The 21,225-nt window shown below is 51.7% G+C and carries 21 protein-coding genes, 3 tRNA genes and 1 pseudogene; 8 read left to right on the top strand and 17 right to left on the bottom strand.

The window, feature by feature from the left end; all coding sequences use genetic code 11:
* Window positions 1-102 precede the first annotated feature (102 nt).
* Complete coding sequence (locus AC2FNV_RS19460; protein WP_496774181.1) at window positions 103-1,317, bottom strand: tyrosine-type recombinase/integrase; 1,215 nt, start codon at window positions 1,315-1,317, stop codon at window positions 103-105.
* A gap of 137 nt (window positions 1,318-1,454) precedes the next feature.
* On the opposite strand from AC2FNV_RS19460, the gene AC2FNV_RS19455 reads away from it, so the two are divergent.
* Window positions 1,455-1,528: transfer RNA gene (locus tag AC2FNV_RS19455), tRNA-Ser, on the top strand.
* 433 nt (window positions 1,529-1,961) lie between these two features.
* Here the strand turns inward: AC2FNV_RS19455 and AC2FNV_RS19450 are convergent.
* Entirely contained in the window at window positions 1,962-2,864 is a 903-nt protein-coding gene (locus tag AC2FNV_RS19450; protein ID WP_170606175.1) for a hypothetical protein, read from the bottom strand.
* 278 nt (window positions 2,865-3,142) lie between these two features.
* Window positions 3,143-3,218 (bottom strand) — tRNA-Val (locus AC2FNV_RS19445).
* 547 nt (window positions 3,219-3,765) lie between these two features.
* On the opposite strand from AC2FNV_RS19445, the gene AC2FNV_RS19440 reads away from it, so the two are divergent.
* Window positions 3,766-4,065 carry a hypothetical protein gene (locus AC2FNV_RS19440; RefSeq protein ID WP_170606177.1) on the top strand — a complete coding sequence of 100 codons (300 nt, stop codon included), beginning with the start codon at window positions 3,766-3,768 and terminating at the stop codon, window positions 4,063-4,065.
* Between the two features lie 155 nt (window positions 4,066-4,220).
* Here AC2FNV_RS19440 and AC2FNV_RS19435 read toward each other — a convergent pair.
* The 3 genes and pseudogenes from AC2FNV_RS19435 to AC2FNV_RS19425 all read right to left on the bottom strand — a co-directional run bounded on the left by AC2FNV_RS19435 (window position 4,221) and on the right by AC2FNV_RS19425 (window position 6,492).
* Window positions 4,221-4,783 (bottom strand): annotated as a pseudogene (locus AC2FNV_RS19435) (recombinase family protein).
* Window positions 4,784-5,079: 296 nt separating this feature from the next.
* A tRNA-Val gene (locus AC2FNV_RS19430) sits at window positions 5,080-5,155 on the bottom strand.
* 83 nt (window positions 5,156-5,238) lie between these two features.
* The gene (locus AC2FNV_RS19425; protein ID WP_170606179.1) at window positions 5,239-6,492 is read right to left on the bottom strand and encodes an aminotransferase class V-fold PLP-dependent enzyme; all 1,254 of its coding nucleotides are present in this window, start codon (window positions 6,490-6,492) and stop codon (window positions 5,239-5,241) included.
* 188 nt (window positions 6,493-6,680) lie between these two features.
* On the opposite strand from AC2FNV_RS19425, the gene modA reads away from it, so the two are divergent.
* From modA to modC, 3 genes are read left to right on the top strand one after another with little or no spacing between them, the layout of a single operon-like run.
* Window positions 6,681-7,451, top strand: coding sequence for a molybdate ABC transporter substrate-binding protein (modA, locus tag AC2FNV_RS19420; protein WP_170606182.1), 771 nt, complete (start codon window positions 6,681-6,683; stop codon window positions 7,449-7,451).
* 2 nt (window positions 7,452-7,453) lie between these two features.
* Window positions 7,454-8,146, top strand: a complete 693-nt coding sequence (modB, locus tag AC2FNV_RS19415) for a molybdate ABC transporter permease subunit (protein ID WP_170475260.1) — start codon at window positions 7,454-7,456, stop codon at window positions 8,144-8,146.
* Complete coding sequence (gene modC / locus AC2FNV_RS19410) at window positions 8,143-9,240, top strand: molybdenum ABC transporter ATP-binding protein (RefSeq protein ID WP_170606184.1); 1,098 nt, start codon at window positions 8,143-8,145, stop codon at window positions 9,238-9,240. The genes modB and modC overlap by 4 nt, the downstream gene beginning before the upstream one ends.
* Here the strand turns inward: modC and AC2FNV_RS19405 are convergent.
* Both AC2FNV_RS19405 and AC2FNV_RS19400 read right to left on the bottom strand, forming a co-directional pair.
* Window positions 9,237-10,148, bottom strand: coding sequence for a Hint domain-containing protein (locus AC2FNV_RS19405; protein ID WP_496774179.1), 912 nt, complete (start codon window positions 10,146-10,148; stop codon window positions 9,237-9,239). The two genes, modC and AC2FNV_RS19405, sit on opposite strands and share 4 nt — an antisense overlap.
* Window positions 10,149-10,661, bottom strand: coding sequence for a toxin-activating lysine-acyltransferase (locus AC2FNV_RS19400; protein ID WP_496774178.1), 513 nt, complete (start codon window positions 10,659-10,661; stop codon window positions 10,149-10,151).
* A 193-nt stretch (window positions 10,662-10,854) separates the two neighbouring features.
* Between AC2FNV_RS19400 and AC2FNV_RS19395 the strand changes: the two genes are divergently transcribed.
* Window positions 10,855-11,265, top strand: a complete 411-nt coding sequence (locus AC2FNV_RS19395; RefSeq protein ID WP_170475268.1) for a hypothetical protein — start codon at window positions 10,855-10,857, stop codon at window positions 11,263-11,265.
* A 3-nt stretch (window positions 11,266-11,268) separates the two neighbouring features.
* On the opposite strand, the gene hemF is transcribed toward AC2FNV_RS19395, so the two are convergent.
* The 4 genes from hemF to clpS are packed head-to-tail and all read right to left on the bottom strand — an operon-like array spanning window position 11,269 to window position 14,355.
* Entirely contained in the window at window positions 11,269-12,153 is an 885-nt protein-coding gene (gene hemF, locus AC2FNV_RS19390) for an oxygen-dependent coproporphyrinogen oxidase (RefSeq protein WP_170606190.1), read from the bottom strand.
* Between the two features lie 5 nt (window positions 12,154-12,158).
* Window positions 12,159-12,959, bottom strand: a complete 801-nt coding sequence (locus AC2FNV_RS19385) for an SDR family NAD(P)-dependent oxidoreductase (protein ID WP_170475272.1) — start codon at window positions 12,957-12,959, stop codon at window positions 12,159-12,161.
* Between the two features lie 37 nt (window positions 12,960-12,996).
* Window positions 12,997-13,962 (bottom strand): class I SAM-dependent methyltransferase, encoded by a 966-nt coding sequence (locus AC2FNV_RS19380; protein ID WP_170606192.1) that lies wholly within the window; start codon window positions 13,960-13,962, stop codon window positions 12,997-12,999.
* Window positions 13,963-14,013: 51 nt separating this feature from the next.
* Complete coding sequence (gene clpS, locus AC2FNV_RS19375; RefSeq protein WP_170606194.1) at window positions 14,014-14,355, bottom strand: ATP-dependent Clp protease adapter ClpS; 342 nt, start codon at window positions 14,353-14,355, stop codon at window positions 14,014-14,016.
* A 92-nt stretch (window positions 14,356-14,447) separates the two neighbouring features.
* Between clpS and AC2FNV_RS19370 the strand changes: the two genes are divergently transcribed.
* Both AC2FNV_RS19370 and AC2FNV_RS19365 read left to right on the top strand, forming a co-directional pair.
* Window positions 14,448-15,149, top strand: coding sequence for an HAD family hydrolase (locus tag AC2FNV_RS19370; protein ID WP_170475278.1), 702 nt, complete (start codon window positions 14,448-14,450; stop codon window positions 15,147-15,149).
* Window positions 15,150-15,427: 278 nt separating this feature from the next.
* Window positions 15,428-16,798 (top strand): D-alanyl-D-alanine carboxypeptidase family protein, encoded by a 1,371-nt coding sequence (locus AC2FNV_RS19365; protein WP_170606196.1) that lies wholly within the window; start codon window positions 15,428-15,430, stop codon window positions 16,796-16,798.
* Between the two features lie 70 nt (window positions 16,799-16,868).
* Here the strand turns inward: AC2FNV_RS19365 and AC2FNV_RS19360 are convergent, their stop codons facing one another.
* The 5 genes from AC2FNV_RS19360 to AC2FNV_RS19340 form a co-directional block, all read right to left on the bottom strand.
* A complete protein-coding gene (locus AC2FNV_RS19360; protein ID WP_170606197.1) occupies window positions 16,869-18,116 on the bottom strand; it encodes a hypothetical protein in 1,248 nt (415 codons plus the stop codon).
* Window positions 18,117-18,265: 149 nt separating this feature from the next.
* Window positions 18,266-19,027, bottom strand: coding sequence for a LamB/YcsF family protein (locus tag AC2FNV_RS19355; RefSeq protein WP_170475284.1), 762 nt, complete (start codon window positions 19,025-19,027; stop codon window positions 18,266-18,268).
* 12 nt (window positions 19,028-19,039) lie between these two features.
* Window positions 19,040-20,038 carry a 5-oxoprolinase subunit C family protein gene (locus AC2FNV_RS19350; protein ID WP_170606198.1) on the bottom strand — a complete coding sequence of 333 codons (999 nt, stop codon included), beginning with the start codon at window positions 20,036-20,038 and terminating at the stop codon, window positions 19,040-19,042.
* Entirely contained in the window at window positions 20,035-20,784 is a 750-nt protein-coding gene (locus tag AC2FNV_RS19345) for a 5-oxoprolinase subunit B family protein (protein WP_170606199.1), read from the bottom strand. The genes AC2FNV_RS19350 and AC2FNV_RS19345 overlap by 4 nt, the downstream gene beginning before the upstream one ends.
* 252 nt (window positions 20,785-21,036) lie before the next feature.
* Window positions 21,037-21,225, bottom strand: a 189-nt coding sequence (locus AC2FNV_RS19340; protein WP_496774174.1) for a hypothetical protein, incomplete at its 5' end; no start/stop codon positions are given.

The raw sequence follows: 21,225 nt of genomic DNA, 5'->3' as shown, positions 1-21,225 counted from the left end.
CTGGCCAAGTTTGGCGACAGATCACATAAGGGATATTGCGTCTTTCCATAAATGCGTCCCTTTGCGTAAAACGTGCAACCGATCGAGGTTTTGTACAGTAGGCTAAGCTTCGATCAAGTCGATCACGTATTGAGACCAAGCGTTCAAAGCTTGACGTTTTTCTTCTGCATAGTCGTGCCGCTGATATACCGCCACTATTCCCCCGCCAGTACCACTCAGATGGTTGAGAACAGCCTCTGTAACTCGCACAGGAATACCGATACGCGCCATTCCGGTGGCTACTGTTCTGCGAAGATCATGAAAACCCCATCTCGGAATTTCGACAGGCTCATTCCTTTCGGCTTCCGCAATCTCATTCATATAGCGGGCGATGCGTTTTTTTGCTTGGGAAAATCCTTGAATAGGGCTCACGCCATTGGTGGTAAAAACGAAACCAGATGGGCTATCAATTTGCGCCTTTTTGAAGAGAACTTCAGCAACAGCAGATGACAAAGGCACGTCGTGATTTCGCCCGTTTTTTGTTCTATCGCCGGACAAATGCCAAGTATGGTCATTCAATTCGGCAGTTGTCATTCGCGCAACCTCTTGCCGGCGTTGCCCTGTAAGTAGAAGAGTTTTCCCGAATGCTTCCCACGGTTCTCCCGCACGTTCGCAAGCCAACCAAAACCAACGAATTTCATCATCGCTGAAAAAACGAACCCGAGAGACCTCTTTGGCCGGCGCTTTAACTCCCAAGGCAGGCGAGATATCAAGAATGTCGCGTTCGACGCACCAATTCAAAAATTTGGAGAGGTGAGCCTTTACCCGGTTCGCAGTCGTCGCCCTTCCGCTATCTACGATATCGTCAAGCAGATCGAGTATGTCGCGCCTTGTGATTGTTTTTACGTCCCGCTCGCCCCAAGCCGATACCACAAAACGTTCCAAGACCTGGCGTGTCTGCGCGCCGCTTTTAAGACGTGAAAGGTGGCGCTTGTCAAACTGGTCAATCAATGTTTTGACTAAGTTCTGGTTGGAAAGCCGAGTGTCACTCTGCGCCGCTTTTTGGGCCTTCTTTTCGGCCGATGGGTCTAAACCCATTTCTATTTTTTCAAGCGCTTCTGATGCGGAGCTGCGCGCTGCACCAAGCCCCATCTTTGGCCACCTGCCCAGCGTCAGCTTTTTTGTCTTTCCAGCGAAACGATAACGTAATGCCCAAGACTTTACCCCCGATGGCTGCACCACAAGATACAATCCGGTCAACGCAGGATCTGGAACCTCAGTACGAGTAGCGCGCGGCTTTAACGCCTCAACAGTCTTTGTCGTTAGTGCTTTTGCCACGACTTTTCACTTTCAGGGTAACGTTGGGGTAACATTTTCACGCGTATGATATAGTTATCTTGGGTTACTAACAAACCCTAACTTTACACTAATATCTATGTTATTATGGCAATTTTAGGGAAAAATTGTTTGGAAGAGTTCTCGTATGTTATACATAGCCTTTTGACTTCTAATCAGCAGGTTGAGGGTTCGAGTCCTTCCGGGATCGCCATTTGAATTGAAAACGGCAGTTCCTCACACTGGGCAAGGAGACTACCGCCGAATTTTTCGATACAATTAACAAAGTTTCCGCTATGGTTATCAGGTGAAAAACCCACCGTCTCACAAATGATTGAGAGTGTCAGGTGGTGTTAGGGGCTGGATAAGGGGGTCTTGACCAGCCCCTTTCTTGTTTCGGTAACCTTCCGGAACAAGCTGTCCATAAAACGCGATGTATCCGAACCAATGCGATAAGGCATTGGGTGTACACGGAAAATCCAAAGAAATTGTCAGACGCATTTCAATAACGCTGTCAGGTTGTCAATCGAGACCAATGCAATTGGTGGAATCTGGGGATTCTTGTTGAAGGCTGCGAGTTCCAAACTATGAACCACCCGAAGCGATGTGAATAACGCCCTGCGCTTTTGGTCGTTATCAGTTGCTATTCAGAGATTACCAGTGGCGCCGCGCTCTTCACGGATGCCAAACTCGGCTAGAGCTTGTTGCGTGTCTCGCTGCGTCATCTTGAACTCGTTGATGTATCGGGTTTTGTAGCGTAGTCGACCTTTTGCTTCCTGCAGGTTTTCGCCATGCCCAATGACGTACATCATGGCGTGAAAGGGGACGTAGTTTAGCTGCATTAAATCGTTACGGTTGGAGAGGCCAATTAACCTGTGGCTTAATTCAGGTAAAACCGGCACATCCAATTTTGTCTGGCCGAATTGGCACCTCCACGCCACGCAGGACCCGCAAGTGGAATCGAAAGACTTCAGCTTTGAAAGCCTGGGTGGGAAATTAGCAAATCCACGACCGGTCAACTTGCGAAACACGTTGTCCAGCCGCCGCGGTACAAGCGCAAAACCAAACGGTCCTTCCTGTTTTCGAATTGCGTCCTTGTCCGCGCGGTGCAAAGGAGCAGTCTCTCCGGTAGTGGTATTGTACATAAAACCCTTGTCGATCAGGTATCCCGACGGGTCGCGGGTTTCGACCATGTAATCTACAAGCTTTGGATGTGTCAGATCATCAGCATCTAGACAGAATAAATATGCATCACCACTTAGAATTTGGGAGCAGAACTCAGTGATGGAGCGCCGTTTCTCACCCTTGTCAATTCCTGGAGCTGGCTTTGTAAACCGCAGAAAAATTACCTGATCGTCAAAATCAATGCCATCTGGTTGTGTCTGACCGCAAACAACGGCCATCCAGTTTGGGTTGGTTTGTCTGCGCAAGGTTTCAATTGTTTGCCCCAGGTTTTCACAAACTTGGGACCAGTCACGCGCCCTGTGACGTGCAATAAGTGGGATCGAAAAAACCACAGTTGGATTGACGGCGACCGGGTCACAAGTCATGGTCTTTCGCCACGTTTCGATGCTCTCTCTATTAATTTTCGGTTGTTGTGCAGCGAAGGACATTATGCAGTATTTTCTTTCTCATCACTCTGGAGGTGTCTTGCTCGATATTTTGACATATGGGTTGATTATGGCGCTGGTACTTGGAAAGAGCGTTTTAAGCTATCGAATTATTTTTCCAGCAAGTTCGCAGCACCCAAAGAGAACGCGAAAGGGAAATGACGGCGTCTACTTGCGATCGCTAAAATTTCAGGATCAAACGCTTGCACTAGGTAAAATGGTGGGTGATGAGAGACTCGAACTCCCGACATCTTCGGTGTAAACGAAGCGCTCTACCAACTGAGCTAATCACCCGTGATGTTACACATGTTTCCTCAACGCAGCTACTTCGGTTTCTGCAGGTGAACCATCATGGTTCGAGTACGACACTTACTGTAACGGAATCAGAGGTCAAGTCGTTACATGTACGGGTGATAAAGATCACAAGCCGGGATGAAGTAAAACTTCTACTAAAATAATCGGGTTAGAGCAGAGTGCCGATTCTGCTTTGCTGGCTTGTAGGCGATAATGAAAGGCCAGTTGATTTTCACTTTTAGAGAAAGACCAAACCAAGGTCGATCCGTAGAGCTTGCGGAGTGATATTAGAGCAGCGCTGAAGGTATTTCGTGCTCCCTGTCAGGTGGTTATGTGGCTTCGGCTTTGATTTCCGGCGTTAGCGGTGGTCCTCTCCAAAGGTAAGGAAAAATGATGAAAGAGAACAATCTATTTTAGTGGACAGGCTATCTAATGGGGGGGGTGAATCGGAAACAATTGCAAATGTGGCATTTTTTTGGCAAAATTGTGGCGCAGAGGTCAAATTACGGGCCTTTGCTGTAGTTGTTTACTAGTGGAGATAGAAAGAATGGGAAAAGCTAAGATTACATTGCTGAGCGCATTTGCTTTTGCGATTATTGGAACTGCAAGTTACGCTGTTGACGAGCCTCCGACTTGCGAGAGCGACTGTGAACCGCCGTCAAGCGAAGGCGGCAACCCCGGCAACGCTAAGCCTGTGGGCAACAGTCCTTGGGACGGCATTACTGGCAACAGCGCCAACAATGGTGGGGGACCCCCTGCTTCTACGATGGATGGTCAAAGACCGGATACTCCATATGACCAGCCTGGTGGTAATGGCACCGGTCCTAGCGGCGCAAACGACAGATGATTGCTTCAAGCACCTATTTGCGGCGATTTTAGAATTGAAACCATATACAACTGATGTCGTTGGCCTGTGTTGAAAGACACGGGCCAATACTTTTTTTTAGCAACGTTTCTCGTGCGGTTTTATTCTGGTGTACTAGCTCGAGATTATCCACTATTTCAGCGGTTGCATTCCACTCCTGCTGGCTGGTGAGCTTCGTTAACGATCCGATAGACTGATCTCTGAGAAATACTCAAGCGCTGGGCGATCTCGTGCTTCTTGTAGCCCTGCTCCAGTAGCTGAAGAACCTCTGTGGTCATCATACGTGCCGTTGGTTTCCTGCCTTTGTATTTACCCTCAGCTTTAGCTTTGGCAATTCCTTCTCGTTGCCGCTCCAACATCATCTCTCGCTCGAACTGAGCGATGGACCCAAGGACATTCAGCATGAGCTTCCCTGTAGCTGTGGATGTATCAAGGGCCATATCGAGTACTCTCAGTGCGATGGCTCTCTCTCTGTGAGCTCGTCAACAATCTCTCCGAGATGTCTGACTGAACGAGCAAGGCGGTCAAGCTTGGTGACGATGAGAACATCTCCCTCTCTGCAGAAGCTAAGAGCTTCACTGAGGTAAACACTTATGCCGATGTCGTCTTTGTTGGAGTGACCCAAGACAAGATTTCTTACCTCCCTTGAAACCCCAGCGTCCACAAGAGCAGACACAGCAGCCCTCCTGAACGAGTGCATATCCCAATTGGAATTGTCGCCATCAAGGTTCTTTCGGGCTTTCTCTAGCGCTTTCCCTAGGTAATGGCTGGGGTGCCCATCGTAGCCACCCAGAGCAATCCGAGGGAACAACCTACCGATATTCTCTGCACAACTTGGCTCTACTATTGTTGCCCTTTTGGTAGCTTTGCCTCTGAGGAACAATCCTCTGGGTAGTCCAACACGCTTCTTTAGATTCGATACCCGTACACTCATCGTCGAATAGTCTCCAAGTTCTCGTTACAAGACCCTGAGCAAACCATTGAAAAGGTTGGGAATGGTGGGTGATGAGAGACTCGAACTCCCGACATCTTCGGTGTAAACGAAGCGCTCTACCAACTGAGCTAATCACCCGTGATGGGGGATTTAGCTAACGCGGCACGCAGACGCAAGAGGGTTAGCAGAAATTCTTTCGCCAATAGTGCAGGTGTCTGCGCTCAGGCGCGCAAGTCTTTTAAGGCGGCAAGTAGTTGCGCGACTTCGTGTTCAGTATTGTAGTGACAAAGCGAGATACGGATACAGTCATTTAATCCCAGTGGGTCAAGTACATTTCCGCTATAATGATCAGCTTTACGGGTGTGGGTACGAATTCCCTGAGTGTTCAACTTTGTAACGACATCTGCGGATGGCATGTCTTGAACAACTACGGACACCAACCCTTCGCGAGCGGGGTTGTCCGTCCCGGCCAAAATTTTGATGTGATCCATATCTCGCAATCCAGGAAGGTTACCTATGCCGTTGATCATTGCCCCAGTCAGATGAGTTTCGTAAGCGCGGATAGCCTGCCCGGCAGCCACAATCCTGTCTCGACGGTCCGATGCGTCTGATACCTGTGAACCAACCCATTCAAAGTATTCGACAACATCTGACATTGTTGCGTAGGCCCCAGTGTCGCGTGTACCGAATTCCCATCCCTCGGCCGGTGCGTCTATCAGTTGATCATGGGGTAAAGCAGTCAACCGATCCGATATCCAGGCCACACCGTATCCGTGGCGCGAAAAAACCTTATAAGGCGAAATTGCATAGCCATCGACATTGTAGCTGTCCAGATCCATCTGGCCATGCGCTGCATGTTGAATTCCATCCACGATGATGAAGCATTCAGGGGCAACCTCGCGTATTGCATGCGCAATGGCCGCCACGTCCATGCCCATCCCCGTGACTGGCGAGGCATGCAGGACCGTCGCAACAACCACATCCGGTGTCATCAACATTCTATAGTCTTTTGCAGTGACAAGCCCGGTTGCGTCATCGTGGGGCACGTTGACATAGTTCAACCCGGCTATCTCGGCCCAACGACGCGCAGCGCTGCGACTGGCGGGGTGTTCTATGGAACTTCCGATGACTTTGCAGCCCGGCTGAGCATTGACACATGCGGTACGGATCATTCTGAACAGCAGTTCGGTTCCGCTTTCGCCCACAAAAAACTGGCCACCAGAGGCGTTCATGAAAACTGACAAATCGGCTTTGGCTTTGTTAATGATGTTGACCAATGCATGGCTGGCCACGTTGTCTCGCCCTTGATTATCGGGGATTGCAGCAAATTTTGCGGAGGTTTCGACCACTGACTTCAGCGTCAGCGCTCCTCCTGCGTTTTCAAAGAAGATGCGCGGCCCTTGAAACGGGCAAGCGTCGACATGAGCGAATCTGGCCCGGATCGCATCGATCAATTCGGGTTTCTGTTGCAACATGAGATGTTTCCTATCTTTCCTAGCTGCAGGTCAGCCTGAATTTGGTGAAGGATCAATCCAATTCGCGACAGAAAACGGTCAATATCACACTTGCACCTGAATTGGTTGTAAAGAAAGGGGTCTTGCCTGTCATGCATAGCCTCCGATATGCCCACATTGACTGCAACCAATTGAGTCAGAGGCACATGATGACCCGGGTTTTCCGTTGCCTTATTGCGGTACTTGCATTTTTTGTAGCGTCGGCAGCCCCTATCCGGGCTGGCGCCGAGGGAGTTCTGGTGTTTGCAGCGGCTAGCCTGAAGACTGCACTGGACGCCATTGTCGCGCGATATCAGGAAGAATTCAGCCAGGACGTCACTGTTTCGTATGCGGCGTCCTCTGTTTTAGCACGGCAAATTCAACTGGGCGCCCCTGCCGAGTTGTATATCTCAGCCAACCAAGACTGGATGGATGTGTTGGAACATGAAGGGTTGTTGGATTCAGCTTCGCGAATTGACTTGCTGGCCAATAATCTTGTTTTGATTGGTCTAAAAGGCGGCGATCCAATAGAAATAGAACCCACGCTGGACCTGCAATCACAATTGGACGGAGGGTATCTGGCCATGGCGCTTGTAGATGCGGTTCCGGCGGGAATTTACGGCAAAAGTGCGTTGCAGACTCTGGGTATTTGGGACACCGTAGAGGGGCAGATTGCTCAGGCTGACAACGTGCGTGCGGCTTTGGCGTTGGTGGCAACAGGAGCATCGCCATTGGGGATCGTATACAATTCCGACGCAACGGCAGAAAATAGGGTAGATGTGCTTGGAACTTTCCCCCAGGATACGCACTCTCCGATCATATATCCGGCGGCTCTGATGCAAGCGGCGAGCGCAGACGCGCAGAATTTTTTTGAGTATCTGCAATCCGAAGCATCACAAGCGGAATTCCAGAGACAGGGCTTTACCCTGTCGGGGCAGTAATCATGGGATGGCTCGGACCTGCGGAGCTTGAAGCATTGCGCCTTTCTTTGCGTGTCTCTTTCTGGGCTACGGTGGTGTCCTTACCGTTAGGTATATTTGTGGCTTATGCTTTGGCGCGCTGGCGTTTTCCCGGGCGCCAGGTTGTGAACGGGCTCGTGCATCTACCGTTGATCCTACCACCTGTCGTGACCGGTTATCTTTTGCTTTTGACTTTCGGAGTGCAAGGCCCCATTGGTCGTTTATTGGCTGAGGTCGGAATTGTCGTTGCCTTCCGCTGGACTGGCGCAGCATTAGCTGCTGGGATCATGGCCTTTCCGCTTATGGTCCGTGCGATCCGTCTTTCGATCGAGGCGGTGGATCCACGGCTTGAACAAGCGGGTTCCACCCTTGGCGCATCTAGGTTTTTTGTCTTTTTAACAGTCACTTTACCGATGATCCTGCCCGGAGTTATTGCCGGAGCAATTTTGGCATTTGCCAAGGCGATGGGGGAATTTGGGGCCACAATTACATTCGTTTCCAACATCCCGGGGCAAACTCAAACATTGCCATCGGCGGTTTACGCTTTTTTACAAGTGCCGGGGGGCGAGGCCGCAGCCACTAGGCTGGTCATTATCTCGATCGCTGTTGCCATGACTGCATTGTTGCTGTCGGAATATGTCGGTCGCCGTGCCGCGCAACGGGTGGCAGGATCATGAGCCTTTCTGTTCGCCTCCAACACCAATTGCCTGGCATAGCTTTGGACCTGAACTTTAACGCGCCTTCAGGTGTAACCGTCTTGTTCGGGCGGTCGGGATCGGGCAAAACAACGGTTGTTAATGCAGTGGCCGGGCTATTGCGACCCCGGGCTGGGCAGGTCACAATTGATAATCGAATTCTTTTCGACGCGGAAAGAGACATCTGGTTGCCGCCGCACCGTCGTCGTCTGGGATACATCTTTCAGGAAGGGCGGCTGTTCCCTCATCTGAATGTACGTCAAAATCTATTATATGGCCGCTGGTTTGCACCTCGGGGTGCACGTCGTGAAAACCCCGACCGCGTGATTGAGATGCTGGGGATTGGGCATCTTCTGGACCGCCGCCCAGCGAAGTTGTCTGGTGGCGAGAAACAGCGCGTTGCCATCGGTCGTGCGCTGCTTGCAGCGCCGCGTCTGATCCTTGCGGATGAACCTTTGGCGGCGCTGGATGACGCACGAAAGGCCGAAATACTTCCCTATTTCGAACGGTTACGAGATGAGGTATCGGTGCCCATCCTTTACGTAACCCATTCAGCCGCCGAAGTCGCGCGGCTGGCAACGTTTGTGGTAGCTTTGCAAGAAGGCAAAGTTGTTCGCCAAGGACCCGCGTCCGAGGTTCTTTCTGACCCGTCTATCGCACCCGCTGGTATTCGCGCGGTAGGTGCGGTGCTGCAGGTCCGTGTGGCCCGTCACCATGACGACGGATTGTCCGAATTAGATGCCGGCGGGGCACGTCTGTTCTTGCCCCGCATTCCTCATCAGATCGGAGAGGAGTTGCGCATACGCATCCCGGCGCAAGAAGTCATACTGTCTGATCGAAAACCCGAAGGACTATCGGCGCTGAACATTCTGGATGGTCAAGTCGAAGCGGTGCGATCCGGCGAAGGACCCGGTGCGATTGTATCCCTCAAGACTCAGGCCGGAGTAGTGCTGGCGCGCGTAACCCGTCGATCCGTTGATGTGTTGGGGTTGCAGCCCGGCAGCCATTGCTATGCCGTAATAAAAACCGTTGCCTTGGCCCCACAGGACGTTGGCGGACCAGCAGGATCAATTTAGGCCAGAGCCAACGCTTCGTGCTCTCGTAAAATCAATCGTGCGGCATGACCGAAGCCCATTTGGTTTTGCGTCGGGCGGTCAGAAAAAATGTCTGCCAATTCCTGCAAAGCGTCAGACGACAGGGTGTGTAAGGTTTCTTCGCCAAGAAACAGACTTTCGGCCTTGGCCCCTTCTGCCGTCAAAATTTCATGATGATCCATTAGAATATGCAGGTAGGTGACGGGTTCATCAGACATGTCAATTACAATGCCCGGCCATGCGCATAGATGTTTGGCGGCGACAAGTACCTCGGGCGCGCCGAACAAGATCTCGATTTTTGGGCCGCCGATCAGTATTCGGTGCTGCTGTGAAACTAGCAGATCCCTTCTGGGCAGACCGCCACCAAGACTGCCTGCAGAGATTCGAACGGGCCGCATTGCTGGGTTGCGCCTCAATCGCTCAGGGGGCAGCAAACTACTTTCTATCCAGCGGATTGGCTGAAGCCCTCGATCCGCTGTCATAACCCTGTCGCCGACAGACAGGCTCTCTATTGCAGCGATGCCATGTTCTGTTTCGATCAAAGTTCCTGCGGTGAAACAGACCCCTTCAATAGTAACGGTAATGATTTCTGGTGCCGAAGTGAAAGGAGTTGTGCCAATTACCGAGACGGTTGTTGCTGTGACTTGGACTGCGAAAGTATCGATTAGAACCTCGCCGCCATCCAGATTGTCAAAGATTGTGGGATCAACAGTATAGGTCCACTCCCCAGTATCCGGATCGACAGAAGCCGTGCCGAAAGTTGCTGGCGTTGAAATCTCCCAATCTTCATCGATGATAGTCAGCGGGCTAACTGCGTCCAAATCTCCCGTCGCCACATTTGGTGGGTCGTCCGTCACAAATCCAGTGGTGTCACCCGTTACTGAAACCATCTATGTGCCTTCCTTGCTGAGGACTTGGGCGAATTCTTTCTTGCGGTAAAGTTTCATATGAACTTCACCTGCGCTATCACGAGTCCATTCCACGATTCTATTGCGGGTCATGTCGCTATCCATTCTGTTGGTGCGAACTCTTGGATGAGGAATTTCCTTTTTTAACCTTTCGACGATTTGATTGGTTTGGCCAAATGGAGCCACCAAGTCGATGATCCAAAAAGATGAGCCACAAGTGAAGTCGGCCTCTTTCAATGCTTCTTCTTTGACGGCATAGCGATATTCGGCTTCAGGATTGAGACCCGCAAACGTCACAAACCCACGCGGAAAACCATTTTGCCGGAAGATGTGATATTGCCCCAGACGAAATGGCGTTTCAAACGCGTAGAGCACTTGGCCAAGTTTGCGCCCACTATGTATTTTGGTGAGGGAGGCCAGATAGAATAGGGCACCTAGATCTGCGTATTTTTCCGGAGGTAGATCAAACCAGTCTTTTGGAAACGGTTTTTTCAAATGGCACCTAAATTAGTGGAAATATCGAACTAGTGCCCGATATCATTATCAAACAAAGGTTCTTTCCACGGGGTTTTGTCGTGCGGTTCATCAGCCTAAGCGGGTGTTTCACCATGGGATGGAATGTCGTAGGTTTGGCGAGTTAATTGGCGAAAGCACTTAAATCCGATAATTGGCAACGGGATGTTTAGCGATGCGATCTGGCATGATTTTGACTTTGGTTGCTTTTGCGGCAACTTCCGCCTGGGGTCAAGGCGTTGGTTTTGGCTATAAACTCAGACCGCAATTCAGAACCCAGATCACACCGCTAAAGGATGGAACTTTTCAGGTGAAACCTGTCGGCGGGTCCTCCGCTGCCGTTACTTATTGGTGTGGGATCGGTGATTACGCAGTTCGTACGTTGGGCGTTTCAAACTCGCAACGGATTTATGTTTCGAAAGCCTATGAAAAAGGTGCTCGCACAGTCAATTTTTCATTCACACCTCCGCCGGGTGCGGATACCAAATCGGGATATTCCCTGACGGTCAATAGAGTCGGCGAGAATCTGTCCGCCGCTTCGGCGCAAAACTATTGTTTCGACAATTTCATAGACATGGGTTTCTAGGCGTCAGACCCATTTGGCAAGCGGTGGCAAGCTCATCAGAACGGCGTCTGGATCATGCCCGGTTTCCAGTCCGAATTTGGTGCCACGATCATAAACCAAGTTGTATTCAGCATAGAGGCCGCGGTGCACCAGCTGCGCATTTTTGTCGTTTTCAGAAAATGGCTGGGATCGGCGTTTTTCAACCAGCGGCAGATAGGCAGGTAAAAAAGCCCGGCCAATATCTTGGGTCAGTGTAAAATCGTCTTGCCAGTCGCCCGTGCAATAATCGTCCATGAAAATACCGCCGACGCCACGCGCGCGTTTTCGGTGAGGGATATAAAAATACTCATCCGCCCAGTCCCGCAAGCGTGGATAAAGTCCGGCTCCATGCGGGTCTAGGTGTGATTTCTGCGTGGCGTGAAAATGCGTGGTATCATCTTCATATTCGATGCATGGGTTCAGGTCCGACCCACCGCCGAACCACCATGCATGCGGTGTCCAAAACATACGTGTGTTCATGTGGACGGCTGGCACATGCGGGTTTTGCATGTGCGCGACCAAACTGATCCCTGACGCCCAGAATCGGGGATCTTCAGTCATTCCGGGAATACCTTTGCGCGCAGCCATGGCCTGCTGAGCACGCTCGCCAAGTGTGCCGAAAACGGTAGAGACGTTAACGCCGACCTTTTCGAATACTCGACCTCCGCGCATCACCGACATCAGCCCACCTCCGGCGTCAGATCCATCATCCGATTGTCGTTTGGTTTCTCTGATTTCGAAGCAACCGGGTTCAGCATCTGAAAACGGACCCGAATTGTGGCTATCCTCGAGGCTTTCAAACGCAGCGACGATTTCGTCGCGCAAGTGCCGGAACCATGCAGAGGCAGTAGATTTCTCGCGTTCGAACATTGGCTTTAATGAGCAGGGGCGGCGACCGGATCTAACAGGGTGCGGCCGCCGTCGATGGTTAGAATTTGCCCGGTCATGAAACCCGCGGCATCCGAAGCCAGGAATTGCGCGGTTTCAACCAGTTCAGTCGGTGCCGCGATACGAGCCAGAGGCGTATGTTTTTCGATGTCCTCCCGGAAGTCACGGTTTTCCTTAAGGGTAGACTGCAATGAGGCGCTCATTACCGATCCCAGGGCGATTGAATTTACGCGAATGCGGTTCGGCGCCAGCGCAACCGCCAACGACCGGGTCATTTGATCCAGCGCAGCAGTTGACACTGAGTAGGCCATCAGGTCCGGATGGGTTCGGCGGGCCGCAATCGAAGACAGGTTAATGATAGACCCTGCGGGGCTCTCCTCGTTGCCATCTGCTTGTTTGATCATGCGCTTTGCGATCAGCTGGCTAAGGCGTAGCGCGGGCATTAAGTTTTGGTTCAGCAATGTTCGAACAGAATCGTCATCGGCATCAAGTGGATCCGAGGGGATTACCTGTCGTGAGCCATTGACCAGAATGTCTACCTGGTCAAATGCGTCGAGCGTTGCCGAAAGCAGGTTGGCAACGGTCAGGCGTTCACGCAAATCGCCAGCGAAATAACGGATATTGCTGTCGTCGGCATGTTCGCCCAGTTCGTTAACCAAGCGTTTTTCGTCCATATCCGCAAAAACGACGTTCGCACCTGCATCTGCGAAATGACGGCCGATGGCCAGACCAATGCCATTGGCACCGCCGGTGACGATCGCGGTTTTGCCAGCTATGGAAAAGGACATGCGCTTCCTCCTGAGTTGCGGCGCAGGTTAGCCGGGATCACCGGCGGGGGCGAGAGGCCCTGATAACTTTGAACCGATTGTCACCGGTGACTTCTTCGACGCGGGCAAAAGACTCGCTCAACGTCGCTTCGTAAGGCAGATGGCGGTTTGCCACCATCCAAAGTTCGCCCGAACGCGCCAGATTGTGCGCGGCAGACCGGATAAATCCCTGACCCAATCCGGGATCAGCGTCGCGGGATGTGTGAAATGGAGGGTTCATTACAACGGCGTCCAGCGGCTCGGCAGCGGTCCATTTCAGTGCATCTGCCCAATGGAATTTTGCGCGAGGGTCTTTAACATTGGTTCGCGCGCAACACAGCGCTGCATGATCGGCTTCTACAAGGTGCAGGGTGACAAGGTTTTTATCTCTCAAGAGATGGGAAGAGAGGTACCCCCAACCCGCTCCTAAGTCGGCTACTTTGGCGCCAAGGCGCGGGGGAAGTGCCTTACTCAGCAACTCCGAAGCCGGATCGATACCGTCGGCGGAAAACACTCCCGGTACGGTATTGAACCCATCGACGGTTTGCATTTCCGGTGCGGCCCAATCGGCAAATGCCTGCTCGTCAGAATGAAACCAGAAAATTTTCCCATGGGCCTTTGATATTGGGCCTTCGACCGAAACTTTCTTTCGGATGTCTTTCAGAAGGCTGTCAATGCCATCGGTTTTGGCGCCGTCCACTACGACCAAGTGGCTGGCCCGACGACAAGCCTGACATATCATGGCTCGAGCCAACTCCTTCGAACGAGGCAAAAAGACTACAGCATCATGACACGTTGAATCAGCCTCGGCGATCGCTGCAAAGCCAATCGAAGCGAAGTGGTCGTGAAACGGCTTGAATGGTTGAACCACTTGTGATCCCAAAAATTCTTTGGGTAAATCATTGGCTGGGGTTGCGCCAATGAAGGACACTGGTTGCGACAAAGTCAGGCCGTTTTCAATGGCAAGGCTCAGGCGAGGTGACATATATGGATCCTACAAGCGTAGTGAACAAGGGTGATCAGGCTCGGTTCCGTCTCACTCTTCTCTCTCCATTGTGCATTGCAGGGGGTGCTGGTGCCGACGCGCAAAATCCATCACCTGTCCAACTTTGGTCTCGGCGATCTCATGACTAAATACGCCCACGACGGCAACGCCCTTCTTGTGAACGGTCAGCATGATTTCAAAAGCCTGCGCATGTGTCATGCCAAAGAACCGTTCAAGGACGTGAACAACGAACTCCATCGGGGTGTAGTCGTCGTTTAGCAACAACACTTTGTACAGTGGTGGGCGCTTAGTCTTTGGGCGCGTTTGCACCAGGACTGATGTATCGTCGTCCTCGTCCGATTTGTCAGACATGATCCACGGGGTTTCAATCATTTCTTGTGAGAATCCGATTCAGGCTTCGGTTTATTTCACGGCTTATATAACGTCAGTACCGTCAGAGGAAAGAGGAGCCGGGCGGATTCGAGATGGATGAGAGATTGACCACCATCGGTTTTGATGCGGACGACACGCTGTGGCACAACGAACGTTTCTTTCAACTGACACAATCACATTTTGCAGATTTGCTGGTCGATTATGCTGAACGTGATCACCTGATGGATCGACTGTTGGCTGCGGAAAAGCGTAATATTCGGCACTATGGCTACGGGATCAAAGGTTTCACCTTGTCGATGATTGAAACCGCAATCGAGGTGACTCGGGACAAAGTACCCGCTTCGGTTATCCGGCAGCTTATCGAAGCCGGACAAGATATGCTGGCACATCCGATAGAGCTTTTGCCGTATGCCCGCGAAGCGGTCGAGGCGGTAACCGGGACCTACAAGGTGGTATTAATCACCAAGGGTGATCTTATAGATCAGGAAAGAAAACTGGCGCAATCGGGCCTGGGTGACCTTTTTGACGCCGTGGAAATCGTATCGGAAAAGACGCCGGATATTTATCGTGCTGTTTTCACGGAACATGGCGATGGGCCGCATTCCGCAATGATGGTAGGCAACTCGATGCGATCCGACGTGGTGGCCCCCATTCTTGCAGGGTGCTGGGGCGTGCATGTACCTCATGGTTTGGTTTGGGAGGTTGAACAGGCTGATACACCTGAGGACAATCCCCGTTATCGAGCGCTGACCGACCTAGGGGAGTTGGACGGCTTAGTCCAAGCGATACGATGATGTTGCTAATTGGTCCCAGTCAGAAAATTTTTGCCATGGATGAAACACAGTTTCAGTCGAAATCCTCGGTTTAGTAGATTGTTCCTCTCGGGACACAACATATAGGACTGATGCGACCTATCTGGGATCACCTCTCTCAGAGCTTTCGGTTTATTTCAGTACGACACTGTGCTAGCCTTGATCCAATTAATAATTAGACACGCTGACCGGGAAAACTCGGCGGCTCGAGGCAGACAGAGGCAAAGATCGTGCAGGTTCGGCGGACAGCTCCGGCCCGGATGGGCTTACTTCTAATTTTAGTGTTATGGGTGTTTTCTTTTGCGCCATTGCAAGCTGTGGCGGCGCCATACGCAGCCATGGTAATTGATGCACGTACAGGAGAGGTGCTGCATTCCCGCAACGCGGACACCAGGTTGCACCCGGCATCTTTAACCAAAATGATGACGCTCTACATCGCTTTCGAGGCGGTAAGAAACGGCGAAATAACTCTTGATACGCCGGTACGCATCACAAAGAAGGCGGCCTCCGAACCGCCTTCGAAATTGGGGTTGCGGGCGGGGCAAACCATCGCATTCCGCTATCTGATCCGCGCGGCTGCTGTTAAATCGGCCAATGACGCGGCTACTGCCATCGGAATAACTCTGAGCGGGTCCGAGGCAGCGTTTGCCCGCAGGATGACACGAACCGCCAAAGCGATGGGGATGAGCCGTACTACGTTCAAGAATGCGCATGGCCTGACTGAAGCCGGGCATTTGTCGACCGCGCGGGACATGACCACATTGGGGCGTCACCTGCTGTACGATTACCCGCAGTATTACAATCTCTTCTCACGTCAATCCACTCACGCCGGAATCAAAACGGTTCCGAATACCAACCGTCGCTTGCTTGCAGCCTACAAGGGAGCTGATGGGATCAAGACCGGTTACACTCGCGCTGCAGGGTTCAATCTTGTTGCTTCGGCCAAACGTAAGGATGAACGGATCATCGCGACCGTCTTTGGTGGAAAATCCGGTGCTTCACGAAATGCGCGTGTGGCAGAGTTGTTGGATATGGGTTTTCGTCGTGCTCCTTCGCGGGCGCCAATCCGCAAGCCATCACGTCCTAAATATGCCGGTAATGTCGGTTTGGGAGAATTTGCCAAAGTTGCTGGCCTAACTGGGGCACCAGTATCCAGCTTGCGTCCATTGCTGCGGCCACGTCCGAACGCTGCGATGCAGGTTGCAGGAACCGTGGCGGAAACGGCTGCCAAGAACGGCGCCCGCATTCAGGATGGAATCGCTGCTGCAATAGCTGCCGCAGACATCAAATCAAATGACGATAATAGTTCAGAAGATGTGGTGCTGGCTTCTATAGAAACCGCGCCTCAGCCAGAACCAGAACCAGAAGTCGTGACGCGATTGTCGACCTCTGGGGGACATTTGTGGGGCGTAAACGTGGGCCGTTATACGACCCGCTATGAGGCTGAGAAAGTTCTTCTAAAAACTGCGCTTTCCGAGATGACGACGCTGGAAGGAACCCTGCGCAAGGTAAACCAGAGCGCAAGCGGATTTGACGCTACGTTTCAAGGTATGACCCGCGAACAAGCCGATCTGGCCTGCCGCAGGTTACAGGCCCGCAATGTCACATGTTTCATGATAGGGCCGTCATAAGGCCTGGTAAACTACCACTCAAGGACACTGGCTGTGAGCGTGAGTTCACAGCCATTTTTGATTTAGGCTATCAGTCGAATACATGTCCGTGTTGGTATTGCTCGTCCTGACCTGCGGCAGCGGTCAAGGCCGCGACGTTATCCTTGGTGAAGAAACCATCATAGTGATGACAGCGCTCGATATACTCGGTAATCAGCAGAGTGTTTTTCGAGTGTTTAGAGAATATTTGTTTCAGGTTGGGATCATCTTTGCACTCACCCACTACGTGCGCCAAAAACGGAACGCCCTTGTCCTTGAGCGTATTGACTACAAAGTCGACGTTCTTCTCACCCGCGCCATGATCTCCGTCCTGAATTTCGACAGCCATGTGATGTAGGCGGCGACCGAAGTTGCGAACGAAATCCTCGGTCGGCATCGGCAGTTTGGCAAATGAGTTCACAAAAGATGGAGTATTGTTCGCAGTGAACACTTTGGCAGGAGACTTTTTGTCATCATCGACATTTGGGTTTCGGTTTACGTTTGTAGACGAATTCATGTCGAAAATATTGTAAGCACCCCAAAAATAGTAGGGCACCATCGTCAGGAATTCGAGGATTGCGTCCTCTCGCTCGCCAGCCAAAACACGGGTGGCCAAATGATCGATTCCCAGCATCAGAGGTGAGATTTTGCTTTCCTCGCCAAAGCCCGCAGCCTCTTCTAACCGCGCCGTTTCCGACGCGCTCAGCAACACGCGGTCGCCCAGACCAAGACCGTCCGGGTCGTTGAAATCCAACGTCGAATAGCCGACGCGATTGCAGGTGAAATCAGATGGCGTCGTGAACCGGAAACCGCTTTGAGTGTAAAACGGGTTTTCCGTGTCGCCGTGATATTCGAAACGAATGTTTTGCTCTTCCAATGTGCTGGTAAGAGCTTCCAGATCGACGGCACCGAACACTTCGCCGACATAACGTGTTTGTGGTGTACCACGCGCCAATGGATACATTTGGTTAATTCGCGGGATGAAATCTTCGAATTTATCGCTGAGTGGCGCCATCACGATCAGTGCCGGATAGTCCGGGTGTGAATGCATGACCGCGAATTTGTGTGTTTTGCCCAGATAGCTGGCTGTGTGCCTGTACGGAGTCATCACGTAAAGTTCGACTAATGTGTCGAACAATGACGCTGGTTCGACTTGAATGATAATCGCCCTCATCGGTCCGACTTGATCAGCAACGCCGGAACTATTCCGTCGCTCATAGATTTTTGGAAGATATTCAGCAAAGAAGTCAGAGTTTTTCTTGTCGCCTCTGGGCTGATAGGACATCAGATCGAAAGACATTTTCAAGTCTCCTTGCTCAGCGCTGGTCGGATCAGGATCGGATCGCCTGGATTTCTAGTAATCTGAACATGCTCATTCACACATGCTAGGGGTGGAAATTTCCCTGCGCAACAGCAGGCACTTAAATCCTAAAGATTGAACCCGGTTTTCTATTTGGTGAATTTCGTTACCTCGACGCCACCCTGAATCAAACTTTCTCGCACCGAACGGGCAATCTGAACTGCAGTGGGTCCGTCTCCGTGTAGACAAATGGTGTCGATCGACGTCTCCAATCGCTTCCCACTTTCCGTGATTATTGCACCTTCGTTCACCATTTTCAGTATTCGTGGGCCAGCAATGCCCGGTTCGTGAATAATAGCGCCGGGTAAACTACGATCGACCAAAGTACCGTCGTCGTTGTATGCGCGATCAGCAAAGATTTCGCCTACCCATTTGCAACCCAGCTCACGTACGGCCTTTTCCTGTTTTGTGACAGCAAGAACCATGATGATGATGTCAGGATCAACATCCAAAGCGCCCTGATAACAGGCACGCGCCATGTCTACGTCGACCGAGCACATGTTCGCCAACGCCCCATGCAACTTGAGGTGTCGAACATTTGCCCCCACGGCCTGGGCCATTCCCTGCGCCGCGCCCAACTGATAGCGCACAAGGTTGCGCAAGGTTGGAAGCGGTATCTTCATGTTTCGGCGGCCAAATCCCTGAAGATCGGGAAACCCCGGATGGGCTCCTATTCCAACACCTTGTTCTTTGGCCACCGCCATGGTTTTAGCCATAACGTCGGGGTCACCCGCGTGTAATCCGCAAGCAACGTTGGCTGATGTTACAATCTTCAATAGGTTTTCGTCATCCCCCATGTTCCATGGGCCAAAGCTTTCACCCATATCGGCATTCAGATCAACTTGGGGCATTGTCAAACCTCCTTATTCATTGGCAGAGACCATTCCGCTGATCAATTGGTAGGACAGCAGGTCGGGGATGTCATACGGATCACGTATCAGCGGTTCGACGCGCGATGGTAGCTTTGACAATTCGGTCAGGTACGTACCTTGCAGTATCAAAGCTTCGTCCAGTGAAACAAATTCAAATTGCACTTTTGCTCCTGTCGGAGTCTGAGCCGCGCGCGGCAGATCACAGGGTATGACAGTCGCGATACGCGGATACCCTCCGGTCGTCTGACATTCAGGAAGCAGTATGAAGGGATTTCCTGAGCCGGTCATTTGGATATCGCCGGGCGTTATTACCTCGGACAAAATGTTTAGTTGCCCTTTGGCGGAAAAGCCTTCTCCCTCACTGTCTAGTTGCATCCCCATCCGGTTGGCGCGTGCGCCACGTTCAAATTCTGTCCGCGCGAACCGATCCAAGATTGTTTTGTCGAACAAAGGGGTTTGAAAGCTGGGCACAACCCGCAGCGTGCCCCCCGTGAATCTGTTTGCCGTGTGCAGCTTAACAGCAGCGTCGCCCGTAACCGGGTTGCAACGCAATTTATCCCCGACCTTGACCGCCTCACCGATATCCGCAGTCAAATGGGCTGACCGGGAACCCAGAAAGCGATCAGTTGTGAAGCCGCCGCCAACATGCAGATAACCATAGTTGCCTTGCTGAACAGCACCGATTGTCAGCTGCTGTCCTTTGAGTAACGGGTGTGACGCGTTCCATACAACGGGGTTGTCGTCTATGCTCGCGAACATTGGGGCCCCGGTCAAAGCAATCCAGATGTTTTGAGTTGCCTCAAACACACCACCCATACCGGCCATTTCCAAAGAGGCGCAACCCGGGTTTTGACCAAGCAGGGCAGCGCCTTCGTGCAGTGCGAGCTGGTCCGCCGCGCCTGAACGTGACAATCCTTGGTCCAGAAATCCGGGACGACCAAGATCCTGTATGGTGCAAGCGGGACCGACGCTGTGAACGAGCAGGCTCATGCGTCGATATCCTCACAAATCGCGCCGCCGGAACCGTCTGAATTCTTGCTTTGAATTTCTATAAGTTGCTCTTTGGTGATAGGTTCGAACAACATTTCGTCACCGGGGTTCAATGCAAAGCTCTTCTCAGCCTCTGGGCGAAAGCAGCGAAACGCAGTTTGACCTACGTGACGCCAACCGGTTGGCTTTGGTCCTGAAAACAAGACCAGTTGCGAGATGGCCAGAACCAGTGCTCCTTCGGGAACCATCGGGGTAAGGTCTTTTAACCGTGGAATATCAAACTCCGGCCCCAGCGGGCCTAGATACGGTTGACCCGGCGCAAATCCTATTGTGAGCACCCGCACCCGGGTTCGGCTAAGACGTGCGATTGCCTCTTCGGGCGTAAAACCTGCAACTTTAGCGGTTTCGTCCAATTGAGGAGCAAGGTCGGTGCCATAAACAGTCGGTACACGCCAGAGCTTTCGACCAGAAGGAAGCGGGGCATTATGCCAGTCGCGCGCGTCCAAAACCTGCCGCAGCAAGTTAGAAATATCAGCGTGCGTCACCTTGGCCGTATCAATCCGGATATACGTTGAAGCCAAGGAGGTCGAGGTTTCTTCGACGCCATTCCAGTTCAGGTTTTCTATCTCGCTTCTCAGCGCTAGTGCAGCGCGGTTTGCGTCTTCTGACATCTTATCTGCGAAAGTTACAAGAATACCGTCGATGCCAACGGTGCGAACCTGTGGAACAAGCGGCTTCAGTGTCATTCGTCCTCGGAGTTTTTGCGGAGAGTTGTCTCGCGGTTTGAGATGAACTCATCTTGGGCTCAGACGCAAGCTGTTGGGTTTAATTGCGGTGACGGATTTTGAATTCGTACTTTCTCAAAATGAGTCTTGAGAAGGCCAATTTCGAAGGAGTCTTGTATGCGGCCCTTGTTGTTACCCAACATGTAGTGACCGCATTTCGCCTGAGATTTTGCCCATGAGTGCCCTACACATTTTTTACAAGGAAACTGAATGCTATCTTGGTACTTTTTCATTTTCTAAAACTTTGAAATTAAATGATAAATTACAAAAAGGCAAAAAAAATGCTCTGCATGTCTTTTTCTTCTTGCGGAAGTATTGAGTTGGGCTTAGAAGGCGCTTCACCGGGTCTTTATGGGTTTGGTGACGGGCTGGAGAGTTGGCTGGACGCATCGGAGAGACGGT

The organism is Ruegeria sp. BHSA163, from assembly GCF_059613365.1.
The sequence above is the reverse complement of the archived record's forward strand: the minus strand, read 5'-3'. Positions and strand labels throughout refer to the sequence as shown.

Bases quoted from the DNA above. Each gene is read 5' to 3' on its own strand.
- AC2FNV_RS19450 (WP_170606175.1), bottom strand. From the start codon at position 2,864: ATGACTTGTGACCCGGTCGCCGTCAATCCAACTGTGGTTTTTTCGATC.
- AC2FNV_RS19440 (WP_170606177.1), top strand. From the start codon at position 3,766: ATGGGAAAAGCTAAGATTACATTGCTGAGCGCATTTGCTTTTGCGATT.
- AC2FNV_RS19425 (WP_170606179.1), bottom strand. From the start codon at position 6,492: ATGTTGCAACAGAAACCCGAATTGATCGATGCGATCCGGGCCAGATTC.
- modA (WP_170606182.1), top strand. From the start codon at position 6,681: ATGACCCGGGTTTTCCGTTGCCTTATTGCGGTACTTGCATTTTTTGTA.
- modB (WP_170475260.1), top strand. From the start codon at position 7,454: ATGGGATGGCTCGGACCTGCGGAGCTTGAAGCATTGCGCCTTTCTTTG.
- modC (WP_170606184.1), top strand. From the start codon at position 8,143: ATGAGCCTTTCTGTTCGCCTCCAACACCAATTGCCTGGCATAGCTTTG.
- AC2FNV_RS19405 (WP_496774179.1), bottom strand. From the start codon at position 10,148: ATGGTTTCAGTAACGGGTGACACCACTGGATTTGTGACGGACGACCCA.
- AC2FNV_RS19395 (WP_170475268.1), top strand. From the start codon at position 10,855: ATGCGATCTGGCATGATTTTGACTTTGGTTGCTTTTGCGGCAACTTCC.
- hemF (WP_170606190.1), bottom strand. From the start codon at position 12,153: ATGTTCGAACGCGAGAAATCTACTGCCTCTGCATGGTTCCGGCACTTG.
- AC2FNV_RS19385 (WP_170475272.1), bottom strand. From the start codon at position 12,959: ATGTCCTTTTCCATAGCTGGCAAAACCGCGATCGTCACCGGCGGTGCC.
- AC2FNV_RS19380 (WP_170606192.1), bottom strand. From the start codon at position 13,962: ATGTCACCTCGCCTGAGCCTTGCCATTGAAAACGGCCTGACTTTGTCG.
- clpS (WP_170606194.1), bottom strand. From the start codon at position 14,355: ATGATTGAAACCCCGTGGATCATGTCTGACAAATCGGACGAGGACGAC.
- AC2FNV_RS19370 (WP_170475278.1), top strand. From the start codon at position 14,448: ATGGATGAGAGATTGACCACCATCGGTTTTGATGCGGACGACACGCTG.
- AC2FNV_RS19365 (WP_170606196.1), top strand. From the start codon at position 15,428: ATGGGCTTACTTCTAATTTTAGTGTTATGGGTGTTTTCTTTTGCGCCA.
- AC2FNV_RS19360 (WP_170606197.1), bottom strand. From the start codon at position 18,116: ATGTCTTTCGATCTGATGTCCTATCAGCCCAGAGGCGACAAGAAAAAC.
- AC2FNV_RS19355 (WP_170475284.1), bottom strand. From the start codon at position 19,027: ATGCCCCAAGTTGATCTGAATGCCGATATGGGTGAAAGCTTTGGCCCA.
- AC2FNV_RS19350 (WP_170606198.1), bottom strand. From the start codon at position 20,038: ATGAGCCTGCTCGTTCACAGCGTCGGTCCCGCTTGCACCATACAGGAT.
- AC2FNV_RS19345 (WP_170606199.1), bottom strand. From the start codon at position 20,784: ATGACACTGAAGCCGCTTGTTCCACAGGTTCGCACCGTTGGCATCGAC.